The sequence below is a fragment of the Flavobacterium sp. genome (assembly GCF_031363805.1).
Taxonomy (GTDB): Bacteria; Bacteroidota; Bacteroidia; order Flavobacteriales; family Flavobacteriaceae; genus Flavobacterium.
The window spans coordinates 1-14,380 of sequence record NZ_JANLVD010000207.1; the positions used below are offsets into that span (position 1 = coordinate 1).

12 protein-coding genes and 1 pseudogene are annotated in these 14,380 nt (G+C 34.2%); 2 read left to right on the forward strand and 11 right to left on the reverse strand.

Features of this window, described 5'->3' with window-relative positions; translation table 11 throughout:
- Positions 1–126, forward strand: a pseudogene (locus RMN92_RS10895) (IS1595 family transposase); the annotation flags it as partial.
- A 1,039-nt stretch (positions 127–1,165) separates the two neighbouring features.
- On the opposite strand, the gene RMN92_RS10900 reads toward RMN92_RS10895, so the two are convergent.
- Genes RMN92_RS10900 through RMN92_RS10910 form a run of 3 tightly spaced genes read right to left on the reverse strand, consistent with a single transcriptional unit; the run spans position 1,166 to position 3,057 of the window.
- Entirely contained in the window at positions 1,166–1,879 is a 714-nt protein-coding gene (locus RMN92_RS10900) for a methyltransferase (RefSeq protein ID WP_309609473.1), read from the reverse strand.
- Positions 1,880–1,926: 47 nt separating this feature from the next.
- A complete protein-coding gene (gene rimM / locus RMN92_RS10905) occupies positions 1,927–2,451 on the reverse strand; it encodes a ribosome maturation factor RimM (RefSeq protein ID WP_309609474.1) in 525 nt (174 codons plus the stop codon).
- Positions 2,452–2,466: 15 nt separating this feature from the next.
- Entirely contained in the window at positions 2,467–3,057 is a 591-nt protein-coding gene (locus RMN92_RS10910; protein ID WP_309609475.1) for a 30S ribosomal protein S16, read from the reverse strand.
- Between the two features lie 246 nt (positions 3,058–3,303).
- On the opposite strand from RMN92_RS10910, the gene RMN92_RS10915 reads away from it, so the two are divergent.
- Entirely contained in the window at positions 3,304–3,711 is a 408-nt protein-coding gene (locus RMN92_RS10915) for an RNA-binding protein (protein WP_309609476.1), read from the forward strand.
- Between the two features lie 207 nt (positions 3,712–3,918).
- Here RMN92_RS10915 and RMN92_RS10920 read toward each other — a convergent pair whose 3' ends face one another.
- The 8 genes from RMN92_RS10920 to RMN92_RS10955 form a co-directional block, all read right to left on the reverse strand.
- Entirely contained in the window at positions 3,919–5,280 is a 1,362-nt protein-coding gene (locus RMN92_RS10920) for a hypothetical protein (protein ID WP_309609477.1), read from the reverse strand.
- Between the two features lie 66 nt (positions 5,281–5,346).
- A complete protein-coding gene (locus RMN92_RS10925) occupies positions 5,347–6,720 on the reverse strand; it encodes a hypothetical protein (RefSeq protein WP_309609478.1) in 1,374 nt (457 codons plus the stop codon).
- A 67-nt stretch (positions 6,721–6,787) separates the two neighbouring features.
- The gene (locus RMN92_RS10930; RefSeq protein ID WP_309609479.1) at positions 6,788–7,846 is read right to left on the reverse strand and encodes an NHL repeat-containing protein; all 1,059 of its coding nucleotides are present in this window, start codon (positions 7,844–7,846) and stop codon (positions 6,788–6,790) included.
- A gap of 47 nt (positions 7,847–7,893) precedes the next feature.
- A complete protein-coding gene (locus tag RMN92_RS10935; RefSeq protein WP_309609480.1) occupies positions 7,894–8,103 on the reverse strand; it encodes a hypothetical protein in 210 nt (69 codons plus the stop codon).
- Positions 8,104–8,151: 48 nt separating this feature from the next.
- The gene (locus RMN92_RS10940; RefSeq protein ID WP_309609481.1) at positions 8,152–9,840 is read right to left on the reverse strand and encodes an ELWxxDGT repeat protein; all 1,689 of its coding nucleotides are present in this window, start codon (positions 9,838–9,840) and stop codon (positions 8,152–8,154) included.
- A gap of 4 nt (positions 9,841–9,844) precedes the next feature.
- Positions 9,845–11,491 carry a T9SS type A sorting domain-containing protein gene (locus RMN92_RS10945; RefSeq protein WP_309609482.1) on the reverse strand — a complete coding sequence of 549 codons (1,647 nt, stop codon included), beginning with the start codon at positions 11,489–11,491 and terminating at the stop codon, positions 9,845–9,847.
- A gap of 8 nt (positions 11,492–11,499) precedes the next feature.
- Complete coding sequence (locus RMN92_RS10950) at positions 11,500–13,755, reverse strand: tail fiber domain-containing protein (RefSeq protein WP_309609483.1); 2,256 nt, start codon at positions 13,753–13,755, stop codon at positions 11,500–11,502.
- Positions 13,756–13,789: 34 nt separating this feature from the next.
- On the reverse strand, positions 13,790–14,380 hold a 591-nt coding region (locus tag RMN92_RS10955; protein ID WP_309609484.1), incomplete at its 5' end, for a hypothetical protein.

The following is a 14,380-nucleotide window of genomic DNA, read 5'->3' on the forward strand; positions in this document are numbered from 1 at the left end:
TATTTAGATGAGTTTAGTTACCGAATTAACAGGTCAATTTATAAGGAAAATATTTTTGACCTATTAATAAACAGAATGATGAATACTCAAAAGGTTTTATATCAAGAGATTATAATAAGTAAATAAATGAACACCTCAAAACTTTTAAATAGCTGATAGTCAAAGTTTTTAAAGTGAATTTACTTGTATTTTAAAAAAAAGTGTGGTTTTGTCAATAAAAAGTCAGTCTGAATGTAGTGCTTTAAATTGAACAGTTTTGTGTTTTGTTTAAAAGTCCGAGTTGTAGACTGCACCCAAAAGTTTAAACAAATTTATAATTAATTTTGAATTGTAATAAAAAAAGTTATTTTTATTGAAGTTGTAAATGGATATAGGGGATATACTCATTCAATAACGTTAGTTTATTTTTATTTTGAGCAAGAAACTGAGGTGAAATTTGGTTTCTTTTGTTTTACTTCGATAAAAACACCTTGTTTTGCAAAGTACTGCATGATTGTTTAAAACTTTTCAATGATTGGGAATTTGGAGATAGAAATTAATCTTTGAAGTACATTATTTTAGATAGAAAATGATAAAATAAGATTTTGAATTTACATAAAAAAGTTTAGTTTTGCTTTAATAAAACTTAAGTTGAATTTAAGGGATGAAGCCAGTAATTCAACTAAACTTAGTTTTGTTTTATGTTTTTTTTTTTTTTCAAAAGACTAAGATTAAACTTGGTCTTTTGTTTTATATTACTACAAAATAAAACCAATTTGGAACTATATTTGTTGTTTGTGGAATTTAATTCCTGCAAAAGTAAACACCACAAAACGCTTAAAAATGAACAATTTTTAAATTTATCAAAAGTGTGGCTTTAGATTAAAATGTAATTTCAAAATTTGTATTATATTTGAATTTTGAAATTATTAAACAGGATTTCAAATTAAAACAAAAGGTTGGTATTTTTTTTCTAAAATGAATCAATTGTAAATTTTGAAAGACCTTAAAATCAAAAAATAGTACGATTAAGTTCACAAACGTTCATCAGCATTCAAGTAAAAAATAGGCATAAATATATTTAAAATCGTATTTCGTTGGCTAAAAGTTGACTTAACGGCTCTTTAAAGTCAATGAAATATAGTAATATTATCATCAGGGCTCGGGCAGTACCGTTTAATTAAAATTACATTTTCAAATAAAAATCTTCGGTCAAGGCAATATATTCATTGGTATATTCATGCCTGTTTACTTCAATGACAATTTCATCTGCTTCTAAAACTGGCAGTTCAAAATGTTTGAATGCTAGCAAACTCCTCACAATTGGAGAAGTATTGTTTCCTTTTACTCGAGTTACTTTTACTAGATAAAGTTCCAATTCTGCACACAAATCAACAAATCGTTCTTCTTCTTTGTACGGAATAATTACGGCAAAAATTCCGTTTTCAGACAATAGCAAATCTGCGGCTTCAATTAATTCCTCAAAAGGCAATGCCTCTTGAAATCGAGCTAAATCCCGACTTTCATTACCGGTTTTAAAATCTTCAGAATAAAAAGGTGGATTGCAAACAATTATATCGTATTCATCTTCTGGATCATCAACAAATTCATCTAATCCAGCATGAAAACAATATAATCTATCATTCCAAGGCGAATTTTCAAAATTATCAACCGCTTGTTCATAGGCATTTTCATCAATTTCCAAAGCATCAATTTGTTCCGTGGAAGTTCTTTGAGCCAGCATTAACGCAATCAAACCTGTTCCTGTTCCAATATCCAAAATCGATTTTGGATTGTTGTCAATAGGACACCAAGCACCCAGTAAAACACCGTCTGTGCCTACTTTCATAGCTGTTTTATCTTGCTGAATGGAAAATTGTTTGAAACTAAAAAGTGACATTACTGTAAGTATAACTTAATCTAAAAATCTAACTATCGAATAATCTATCATAAATACATTTCTACCAAGCCTTCTGGCAAATCCATAATTACTTTTTTATGGTCTCTGTCTATTTTTACAATAAAATGGTCAATCATGGGAATCAACATTTCTACTTCGCCATTTAAAACTTCAAACAAAGGTTGAGCAGTTGTATCATTTACAGAAACAATTTTTCCAAAAATGCCCACACGTTTGTCTTCTATTTCAAAACCTATTACTTCGTGAAAATAAAATTTATTGCCCGTAAGTTTGGGCAACATTTTGAGTGGAAGATATACTTCGCAATTCATTATAGCATCTGCTTCTTGTTCGTTATCAACATCTTCAAAGCGAACACGTAGAAAATCACCTTTATGGAGGTTGCTATTTTCAATAAAAAATGGAATCAAATTTTTGTTACATTCAACAAAAACTGATTCCAAATTTTCATAAATTTCAGGTTCGTCGGTATCCAAATAGATAAGAACTTCCCCTTTGAAACTAAATTTTTTTGCAATTTTACCTAAATAGAAACAATCTTCTTTACGCATTTTGCAAAAATAATATTAAGCCTCTTTTTCTTCTGTGTTTTCTTCAGCAACTGGAGCTTCAACAACTTCTTCTGTAGCTGGAGTTTCTTCTGTAGCAGCTTCAACAACTTCTTCAGTAGTAACTTCTTCTTCAACTACGGCTTCTGGTGCTTTGTTAGCTTCAGTTTGTGCAGCCATACGTTTTTCGTTTGCAACAGTTTCTGCTTTAAAAGCTTTTGCTTTAGCAGCAACTTCAGCTTTGGACAAACCATCTTTTTTAGCATCTACTTTCCCAGCTTTTTCTTCAATCCAAGTAGCTAATTTTGCATCAGCTTGATCTTGAGTCAAAGCACCTTTACGAACTCCGCCATCAAGATGGTGTTTCAATAATGCCCCTTTGTAAGAAAGAATTGCTTTTGCAGTATCTGTAGGTTGTGCGCCGTTGTGCAACCATTGTACGGCTGCATCTAAGTTTAAGTCTACTGTAGCTGGGTTGGTGTTTGGATTATAAGTTCCTATTTTTTCAAGGTATTTACCATCTCTTTTTGAGCGTGCATCTGCAGCTACGATCCAGTAAAATGGTTTCCCTTTTTTACCGTGTCTTTGTAATCTAATTTTTACTGACATAATCTTTTGATTAAATTTTGAGGTTCTCGACCTCGATTAATTAAGGGTGCAAATGTAATTATATTTTTTATATATTATACTAATTACTTATATTTTAATTATTTAATTTTCAAAGTCATTGATAATTACATTTTTGGCAACTTAAAAGCAACTAAAATATTATTTTTAAAAGAAAAACACTAACAATGAATGTTTTAGAAAATAAATACTATATCTTTGTAGCAATTATATTTTTAAATTATATATATGAACATTTTTGTTGGAAGCCTTCCTTGGAGTATAGAGGAAGCAGATTTAAGAGAGTCTTTCGAGGCTTATGGTACTGTTGATTCAGTAAAAATTATAACTGATAAATTTACAGGTAGAAGCAAAGGTTTTGGTTTTATCGAAATGCCAAACGACGAAGAAGGCCAAAAAGCTATCGACGAGTTAAATGGTGCATCAGTTGATGGTCGTGCTATTGTAGTAAACAAATCAGAGCCAAAACCAGAAGGTGAAAGAAAAAGCTTCAATAACAGTCGCCCAAGCGGTGGTGGTTACGGTGGCGGTGGAAACAGCCGTGGTGGTGGAGAATCTCGTGGAGGTTACAGTGGTGGCGGAAACAACCGTGGTGGTGGATCAAACGACCGTGGTGGAAACAGAGGCGGATATTAATCTACACTTATTTCAAAATATATCAAACCATTCGTGAAAACGAGTGGTTTTTTGTTTTTAAATAGAGTGAAAGTTATATTAGATAATCAAAAAAAATCGTCGTGTTCAAAACAAGACGATTTTAAAAAACAACACAACATGAATCAAATAGTAATTTAACCTTTAATTATATGAAGACAAACAGCCAATGATATTATCTAATTTGAATTAATCTTTTTTACCAAAACCTGTTTCGCCAACCCATAAAACTCTTGCGCCTTTAATACAAGTAAATTGAGTTTTGTATGTTTTTGGCTTTCCTTCGATATCGCTAAATTTTACCTGCCAATTATTTAGAACAGTAAATTTGCCTGCCGATTTTACACTTTGAAATTTTATATTACCTACAAAACCACTAGCCACGCCAAGATCCCATTTATAGGTATTTCCATTACCAAACTCAAAGTTTTCATTTGATGCATGTGTATTTGCACCTGCATCGGCACCCGTATAAGCGTTTACATATTGTGTCATTCCGGAGAAATTGCTTGTCCATTTTCCTTTTAGGTCGGTTGCAGCTACTGCAAATTTGTTGTAATTTGTCATATTTGCCATTTTATCCCAGCTTGATGCCAATGCTTGGTTTGTGTATATACCAAATTCATTTTCAAAAGAAAATCTATCAGGAAAAATAAACTCAATATATCGTCCTGAACCACTTGAAAAATGTTTTTTAAAAAATACAACATAGACCGTTTTGCCTGTTGCTTTTTCAACCATTTCTGCTTCAGCAAATTCTATAGATTGCCAACTAAATAAAGGTTTAAATTCCATATTGGTTGCACTACTGTATTTTGGAGCAACAAGCATATCCCAAGCATATTTCAATCCGGCCATTAAGTCCGAACTGTAACTATCAATAGTTTTATTTGGATAATGAAGCAGTACTTTGATATTTTCTTTTTTAACCTCAATCCAATCTTCTTGAACTATGCTATTCCAACCATCATCAAAATTTGTGGTTGTAAATGCGAAACCATCATTTTTGGATATAGAAACAGGTCGATTTATATTAACTTCATTTTTTATTGGTTTTTTCGCAGTACTCTTTGATTTTTTTAAAATTATAGATTCTATAAAATTGGTGATTTCGGTTTGATAAACATCACTATTGGTTAAAATAAGCATACTCATCATAGTCACATTGTCGCTTGATGTGATTAAATAAACTACACTTTTGCTACCTTCAGTTTCAAAAGTAGCGAAACCAGTTTGGGTTTCCCAGCCATTTTCTGTTTCAGTAGGTTGTAATTGAGGCTCGGCAGTTGCAGAAACCATTTGTTTTACTACTGATTTCCAAGTCAAATCAAAATTTTCTGCAACTGTGGCTGTCGATGGCATCGATTTGAATAATGTGATGGCACAGTAAGAATCTTTATTAGCGTCTTCTTTTGTAAATTGAAGCGTGCTTTCTGATGTTTGTTTTTTCCAACCTTGTGGAATGGAATACGTTGCAATGTCAAAAATTTCTTTTTGAGCGACCATATTTATTGAGGAAAGGATCAGTAAAAGTGAAATTATATTTTTCATAAGTTGCCTATAAAGAAATCCAAGATTACAAAATTTTTGATTTTGTAATCTCGATAAATTTGCTATTTAATTTTGGGCATATAAAATATTTGCTCCATTTGCCCAAGCATTTGTATTTCGGTTAAAATAGCCGTACCAATCGTTGGCAGCTGGAGAAGTTGCACTGCCATCGCCATTGGTGTCGCCTCCACGAACGTCATCTTTTATAGAGGTAAGAAATGCCGTTACATCAAGCGATAGATTGATAACATTGAGTCCGTAAGTATTGCCTTGTGGAAATTTCATTATGGCACCTGGACCAATATTCATTGAGCCTGTAGCTTTTTGCATATAGCCATCCATGACATAAGGAACTTCAGTTTCGTTATAGCTTACAGCAATATTGTTGCCGCCGTCAGGGTAAACCCAAATGCAGTTTTTGGCATTTTTTTGAGCAGGATTTGCAGGATTAAAGTAGGAATTATTTGGATTTAGAGAATACGATCCGTTGATGTAAATAGGAATGTTGTTGTCGTAAAAAATATTATTTGTAAAAACCGAAACAGCAGCATCTTTCATATAAGCTCCACCATAAAATGCAAATTGCCCAGTAAAATTTGTGCCATTTGCTGTATGCGCAAAAACACAGCTATCAAAAGAAAAAGAAGAACCTGCTACCGAAATTAAAACGGCACAACGATAACCGCTGTCGTTTGCACCAGCATATTTAAAATCGCATTTTTCAAAAATGTGTCCGGTGCCACCATTTAGGTACAAATTTAACCAATCGCCTTTTTGTGGTGTGGTTGTATTGCCATCACCATTAGTATCGCCGCAAACAGAATCATCTTTTAGTGAAGTAAATATTACTCTGTTGGCTGTAGTTCCTTCTACTAAAATTTTGCCATTATTTATAACATCAATATTCCCTGCACTGCCAAATTTAATAACTACACCAGGTTGAATATTTAAAGTTGAGGTTACGGTTACTGTTCCATTGATTACATATACATTTCCTGGTCTCCATACCGTTTGTATCGTAATATCGGTTGTAACATTTATTATAGGACAACCACCAAGTGTAGTAAATGTTTTGTTTTCGCCATATACGGTGCCAGTAGCATTGGTGGCAAATGCCCTAACGTGTCCTGTTGTGTTTGATGGTAAATCAGTAAAGGTTTCTGAAAAAGCACCTATACCAGCACCCATTTCTAGCACATCATCATTATTTGGGTCGTCTATAGTTGGGTTAGGAGTTAGACTGATGCAAACTCCTCGGCGGGTTACAGGGCTTCCGCCATCTGAAACCACATTTCCACCGAACTTTGCATTTCTTTCAGTAATTCCTGTTGGTGTATCGGTGGTAACAGATAACACATTTGTAATTGGTGCATCGTCTTTGGAGCAACTTGTTATAAGAGCTAGTAGAAGGGATAGTACAATTATTTTTAAATTTTTCATAGTTTTTGTTTTTAAATTAGTGTTATTATTTGTTTTTGTTTTGAAATTGCCATTGAAATTGAATTTTTTAATCTTGGGTTATTTTTCTGATTTTTTCATAAGAATTATCAGAAACATAAACAGTACCCGAAGCATCGATTGCTACACTTGTGACTTCTCCAAATTTTGCCACATTATATAAGCCATCAGCAAAACCCGCAGTTGTTCCTGCTAAAGTAGTAACCGACGCGGTTGGACTTATTTTTCTTATTTTAAAGTCACGTGTATCCGCTACATATATATTTCCAGATGCATCTATTCCTATCCCAAAAGGACCCTTAAACTGAGCAGTCGTTCCGTTTCCATCGGCAGAACCTAAAGAACTTCCTGCAATCGTAGTTACAACACCTGTTGAACTTATTTTTCTTATTTTTAAGTTAGCTGTATCCGCTACATATACATTGCCCGAAGCATCTACCGTAACACCACAAGGAATTGAAAATTGTGCCGCAGTGCCCAAACCATCCGCGTAACCCCCAGTACTTCCTGCTAAAGTAGTGACCATACCTGTGGGGCTTATTTTTCTGATTTTGTTATTATTTTTATCTGCTACATACACATTTCCTGAATTGTCCACGGCTACACCAAATGGACTATTAAACTGTGCTGTTGATCCGTTACCATCAGCAAAGCCCTCTGTAGTTCCTGCTAAAGTAGTTACCACACCCGCTGGGCTTATTTTTCTTATTTTATGGTTTGCAAGATCTGCTACATATACGTTACCCGAAGCATCTACTGCAATACCTATTGGTAATGAAAATTGTGCTGTATTTCCGGTTCCATCAGCAAAACCTTGTGTGCTTCCTGCTAAAGTAGAAACTACGCCTTCGGGACTTATTTTTCTTATTTTGTTATTAAAAGAATCTGCTACATAAACTGTACCTGATGCATCTACAGCTACGCCATAAGGTTTGGCAAATTGTGCGGAAATACCTGTGCCATCGGCATAACCTTGTGTGCTTCCTGCCAAAGTGCTTACCAAAGATTGCGTAATCACATATTCGAAATTGGGGCTTTGTGCAGTAAATCCTGCTACGGTAACGTTTATTGTGCCACTGCCTGCACCTCTGGGAATGGTAATACTCATAGTTGTAGCACTGGCTGTGTTTACAGTACACTGCTTGCCGTTTAACGTTACGATATTGCTGATAGCATTTGGACAAAATCAACTCCTGTCAAAAAAATAGTTGTATTTTTTGGTCCAGAAGTTGGGTTTATGCTCGATATGGCAAGGTTTGAGCTGGGTGGTGTAATAACTGGCGGTGCAGTTGATGTATCGTCTTTGGAGCAACTGATTATAATGGTTGCGATAACGAATATTAATATAGTTTTTAAATTTTTCATTTGAAATGTGTTTAAAATGGTTGTTTAATGAAATTGAAATTGATTCAATTATTGTTTAATAAATTTTGAAGTTGCAGTTTTTCCTTCGGAAACTATTTGCAATAAATAGATTCCGTTTTGGAGATTTTCGACATTTACAGAAGTAGCATTATTGTTTTGTTCCAACACTTTTTTGCCTGTTAAATCGGTAATTGTGATGTTACCCATTGACGTTTTTTCTGGAATTTGAATGGTTAAAATATTGTTTACAGGATTTGGAAAAATTGTAATTTTAGATTCAGTTATTTCATTATTTTTTACAGAAAGAGAATTAGTATCTAAAACCCAGAGTTCCCTGCCATTTTGACCTCCGTTATTAGCTGTAAAAAACAGTTTTCCATTTACATTGGTTAAATATTCTGGCGAAGAACTTTCGCTTAAAAATCTAATATTATAACCAATTGTTCCACTTGCTGTTCCATCTGTTTTAAAAAGTTCTTGACCTATAATTCCATCATTTGCCACGAAATATGTCGTGCCATTAATGTTAATAAATTCTCGAGGCTCTGAATTTCCAATACCAGAATATAGGTCTTTTACGATAGTAGTACCCGTTTCTGTTCCATCACTTTTCCATATTTCAATGCCATTTATTCCGTCATTTGCAGAAAAATATAAAGTGCCATTTCCATTAACTAAACTCGTAGGATAAGAACCATAATTGTAAGTGCCGTTTCTAATTTCTTTTACTTTTACAGTTCCTGCTGCTGTACCATCAGTTTTCCAGAGTTCAAAGTTTTTATTAATAGTATCTATCTCACTATCAGCAGCACTAAAGAAAATTATACCATTCATATAGGTTAAATTGTTAGGCACAGAACTATATGCTACATCTACTTGACTGTTATATCCGGGAAAAATATCTTTAATCATTGATGTACCTGCTGTTGTACCATTACTTTTCCATAATTCGGTACCATTAAAATTATCGTATATTGTGAGATATAAAGTATTATTCATATTATATAATTTGCCAACATCAAGCATTGTTGAGGTAGTTTCTGGATAACCTAAAACTAAAACTGTTCCTGATGTGGTACCATCACTTTTCCATAATTTCGCAAAACTATCTGCATTGTTTTTTGCCTCAAAAAATAATGTCCCGTTAATATTAGTTAAACTTACTGGAAAGGAACTATTAGCAAAACCTGCGGAAACACCCGAATAAATATCTTTAACCATAGCGGTTCCTGCTTCTGTGCCATCACTTTTCCATAATTCTATACCATTAATATCATTTGCTGAAAAGAATAAAATTCCGTTCACATCTGTTAATTCCTGAATATTTGAAAAACCTGTTGTAATATCTTTTACCATAATTGTTCCAGCTTCGGTTCCATCACTTTTCCACAATTCTCTACTATTAGTTCCATTATTTGCTGTAAAAAACAAGGTACCGCTTACGTTTGTTAAATTTCTTGGTTCAGAACCAAAAGCAATACCATTTACATAACCCGGATAAATGTCTTTTACCATAACTGTTCCCGCATTTGTGCCATCACTTTTCCATAATTCATAGCCGTTTGTACCATCGTTTGCAGTAAAATAAAGAGTTGATCCAATAGCTGTAAAAGAAGGTTCAAAAAATGACGTATCAGTTCCAGAATTAATATCTTTGACCATTGTAGGTTGTTGACTGTAAACTGTTTTATTACAAAAAAGGAGACTTACAAATAGAATTATTATTATAGTTTTCATAATTTTAGTTTTTAATAAATTTTGATACCGAATTTTTTCCGTTTGAAAGAATTTGAAGTAAATACATTCCGTTTTGGAGATTTTCGACATTTACAGAAGTAGCATTATTGTTTTGTTCCAACACTATTTTGCATGTTAAATCGGTAATTGTGATTTTATCAATATTAAGATTTTCTGGATTTTGAATGGTCAGAATGTCTTTTACAGGATTTGGAAATAAACTTATTTTTGAAGTTTCAGAAAATGACTTGGTTGTCAATGTTCCACTGCTTGAAAGTTTGGAGGCATAAATATCTAAAACAGTACTTCGATTATCATCCCAAGCAATAATTACTTCATTTTGTCCGCTTGAAATTATTTGCGGATTAGATTGATTGTCTATGGCATTACAAACAGGAACGCCATTTATTGTCCATAATACCGAACCAGTTGGCGTGATTGCTTGTGCAAAAATATTGGTATAATCGTCTTGCCAAGTAATTAATAGGTTTCCTGAATTGTTCAAACACAATTGAGGCTCTTTTTGTACAGGACTGCTTGTGCAAACTTCAATTCCGTCTGTTGTCCATAGTGGCAATCCCGTTGTATTAATTCTCTGGGTATAAATATCGCTACCAAATCCAAATCTGCGGTCTTCCCACGTTATATATGCTCCACCAGTGTTGTCTGAAATTATTTGTTGAAATCCTTGTAAAAAAGGTGCTGAACAAACGCTAACTCCGTTTGTTGTCCATTGATTTAAACCCGTTGCACTAATTTTTTGAGCATAAATATTTGCATTGCCGTTTCTATTATCAAGCCAACAAATAATTGCTCCACCTGTGCTATCAGCCACAATTTTTGAATCATATTGATTGTTATTTGCATTACAAATTAGTACGCCATTATTAGGCCAATAAGCAAAACCAGTTGAACTAATTCGTTGTGCATAAATATCGGCAAAGCCATCGTTACCTCTAGAATCATTCCAAGTAATAATAACACCATTATTTCCATCTGGAACTAATTGCGGACTACCTTGAAAATAGGCAGCAGTACAAACGGCAAAGCCATTGTTTGTAAATTGCATATTGCCAACAAGATTAATACGTTGTGTGTATATATTTGCATCTGGATTACCGTTTCTACCATCAGTCCAAGCAATTATTGCTCCATTGTAACCATCATATGTTATTTGTGGCATACTTTGACTTCCGGTGGCGTTGCAAACGGTTACACCATTTATTGTCCATTGCACCAGACCATTTCCGTTGATGCGTTGTGCATAAATATCTCCGTCATTTGAAATTCGTCTATCTTCCCAAGTAATTATAGCTCCATTAACAGCATCGCTTATGATTTTTGGCGTAAATTGTTCATTGGGAGCAGTACAAATAGCTATTCCATCAGCATTCCAGAGTAAATTCCCATTGGCGTCAATTCGCTGAGCATAAATATCTTTGGTTTCACCATTTCGAGTGTCCGTCCAAGTTAGAATTGCACCGCCAGCATTGTCGGTAACCATTTGAATATTTTGTTGATGTCCTTGAAAATTGCAAACTGGGTTGTTTAGTATTGGGTCACCAATCCATTGTGCTGAAGAGGTTTGAATAGAAATGTAAATTGTAAAGAGAAATATAATTTTTACGATATTTTGTGTAATTGACTTCATAATTTCAATTATTTATTTTTTAATAATTCTATTTCTTTTTTCAATAATTCAATCATAACTTGTTGTTCTTGAATTGCTTTGACCATTGGCGCCAACAAATCGTTGTAACGAACGCTATACATTCCAGCATCGTCTTTGGAAATTATGGCGTTGTTTTTAGCATCGAGTTGGTTGAGTGTAGCTTCCATTTCTTGGGCGATGAAACCATATTCTAATTTTTTGGTTTCATCGTTATTTCTGATGTACGAAACAGGATTTAGTTTATTAATAAAATCCAACCCAAGAGCCGATTTTTTAATATCTGATTTCCAACGACTGTCCGAGGTTACAGATAATGCCACTTGACATCCAAAATAAGATATTGATGCATTTCCCAATCGAATTTGATTGGAACCAGTTGCTGATGGCACTTGAGTACCATTTCCTATTCCGATATTGTTACTACCCGTTGTGTTTGTGTTTAAAGCCTCAAAACCAAGCGCCGTATTGACATTTCCTGAAGTATTTAGAAATAAAGTATTAATACCCGAAGCGGTATTTCCTGCACCAGTTGTATTCGAGTATAATGCCAAATAACCATTGGCTGTATTGTTGTTGCCAGTTGTGTTAGAACGAAGTGCTCTAGAGCCAGTTGCTGTGTTTCCACCTCCATCAATATTGAATACTAATGCTTCATAACCATTCGCAGTATTGTAAAATCCTGTTGTATTATAAAATAAAGCCGATGCTCCACTTGCCGTATTCTGTCCACCAGAAGTATTGGATTTTAATGCTTCGCCACCTATGGCAGTGTTATGAAAACCAACCGTGTTCGACTTTAATGCACTAAATCCTGTCGCTGTATTATTAGTTCCTGTAGTATTTAATTCTAAAGAACTCATACCTGTTGCGGTATTTGCACCTCCTGTTGTATTCGTATACATAGCAAACGTACCCAAAGCCGTATTGTTAAGTCCTGTGGTGTTAACACCAAGAGTTCGATTACCATAAGCGGTATTGAACCCGCCAGTTGTGTTGCCATTTAGGGCAAAATAACCTGTTGAAGTGTTGTTGTTTCCTGTCGTATTGTATTGCAAAGAATTAGTTCCTATAGCTGTATTTTCATTCCCAGTTGAATTAAATCGAAGTGAACCTTTACCATAAGCGGTGTTAGAATTTCCTGTCGTATTGCCATACAATGCTTCGTGTCCAGATGCCGTGTTAGAAATTCCTGTGGTATTGTTGTAAAGAGCATTAACCCCATTGGCAACATTTAAACTTCCTGAAATATTATTAAACATAGCTCCAAGCCCTGTTGCAGTATTATTACTTCCATCGATATTAAAGTGTAAAGTATTTCCTCCAGTTGCGGTATTGGCAAAGCCAATTGTATTTTTGTAAAGTGCTGAAACACCAGTTGCAGTATTGAGATTTCCTGTTGTATTGTAAGTAAGTGCACTTACGCCACTTGCGGTATTTGAATGACCTGTTGTGTTTGAATTAAGAGAATAGACACCATTTGCTGTATTGTTAAAGCCTTTAGTATTGTAAGCTAATGCCGATGATCCACTAGCAGTGTTTCCAAACCCAGTAGTATTTGTTGCTAATGCACTATAACCCGAAGCAGTATTATCTATTCCGGTAGTGTTAAAATAAAGTGCATTTGCACCAATTGCGGTGTTTTGCGCTCCACTTACATTGTTTTTAAAAGCGTTATATCCAATAGATATATTGTCAAATTCAATTCTTCCTGCTGGTTGTTCATTTCTCTTGAAAACAACATCATTATTATCTGTAGTTCCAATAAAATTTGAGGATGCATTAGTACCAGCATTTCCTGATGTTCCCCAAGAATTTTTACTATTTTCAGCATACAAAGCATACGGCACACTCAATAATTGACTTGTTCCGACGATAGTATAATTGGTGTCACCTGCTGGATCGGTTTCGGTTTTTATGAAGTAAATTCCAGATTCCCAATTTATATTAGCAAAAACACCAGTTGTGACTGTTCCATTACCAATTTGTAATGTTATTAAGCCATTTGCATTGGTAGTTGTGGTTTGTGTTTCAACATAAGTTGCTGTTCCTGTTGCTGAACCTTGCAAAATACTGATTCGCATTCCAACATTTGTATTTGCTACAATAGCATTGGTCGTATTTCTTATTACAGCTTGATAACTCATTTTTTGAGGAGTATATGCTTGAGCAAAAACAGAGTTAACTGAGCAGATTGCAGTTAGCAATAGCAAAGATTTTATGATGCTTTGTATTGAATTTTTCATAATTTTATTTTTAAGAAGTTGTGTTTGTGTAAATTTATTCTTCGTATATAATTACTATCTTTAATGCTTTGGACAAAATATTCTCAGAATTTGTAACACTGTTTAATATGAGAATTCGTTCTGCATCAACATAATAGTTGAACATAAATCCTGCATTTAGCGTGTAAGAATCAGGAAAATACTCTGTATCGTTAGAATTTACCAAAACTGAAACAGAGAGTATTTTTGATAAGTTTAATCCGTGTCCTACAAGTGCAAAACTGCCCTCAGCACTTGCTGTAGTTCCAGTTAATTTTTTAACTTTTATTGCTGGCGCATCGCTACCTAATTTAGTAAAACCGTTCACCTCCAGTTTTGTAGTTGCTGGAAAAGAAGAACCAATGGCAACATTACCATTGTCTTGAATATTAAATCTTCCGCCTGGATTACCAGGTGCATCAACTTCTATTTTACCAAATCCGCCTATACTTAATGCTTTGCCCCCAAGCGAGGTTGGGCCTTCAATACGCATTGCATTTGCACTATTGCCAACATGCAATTTGTAGTTTGGGCCACCTATGCCTATACCAACATTTCCAGAATTAGTATTCGTTATACTTCCACCAACTGGAGTCCATTTATTATC

Coding starts and splice junctions, on each gene's coding strand:
- RMN92_RS10945 (WP_309609482.1), bottom strand. CDS start 11,491: ATGAAGTCAATTACACAAAATATCGTAAAAATTATATTTCTCTTTACA.
- RMN92_RS10930 (WP_309609479.1), bottom strand. CDS start 7,846: ATGAGTATTACCATTCCCAGAGGTGCAGGCAGTGGCACAATAAACGTT.
- rimM (WP_309609474.1), bottom strand. CDS start 2,451: ATGCGTAAAGAAGATTGTTTCTATTTAGGTAAAATTGCAAAAAAATTT.
- RMN92_RS10925 (WP_309609478.1), bottom strand. CDS start 6,720: ATGAAAAATTTAAAAATAATTGTACTATCCCTTCTACTAGCTCTTATA.
- RMN92_RS10915 (WP_309609476.1), top strand. CDS start 3,304: ATGAACATTTTTGTTGGAAGCCTTCCTTGGAGTATAGAGGAAGCAGAT.
- RMN92_RS10940 (WP_309609481.1), bottom strand. CDS start 9,840: ATGAAAACTATAATAATAATTCTATTTGTAAGTCTCCTTTTTTGTAAT.
- RMN92_RS10950 (WP_309609483.1), bottom strand. CDS start 13,755: ATGAAAAATTCAATACAAAGCATCATAAAATCTTTGCTATTGCTAACT.
- RMN92_RS10900 (WP_309609473.1), bottom strand. CDS start 1,879: ATGTCACTTTTTAGTTTCAAACAATTTTCCATTCAGCAAGATAAAACA.
- RMN92_RS10935 (WP_309609480.1), bottom strand. CDS start 8,103: ATGAAAAATTTAAAAACTATATTAATATTCGTTATCGCAACCATTATA.
- RMN92_RS10910 (WP_309609475.1), bottom strand. CDS start 3,057: ATGTCAGTAAAAATTAGATTACAAAGACACGGTAAAAAAGGGAAACCA.
- RMN92_RS10920 (WP_309609477.1), bottom strand. CDS start 5,280: ATGAAAAATATAATTTCACTTTTACTGATCCTTTCCTCAATAAATATG.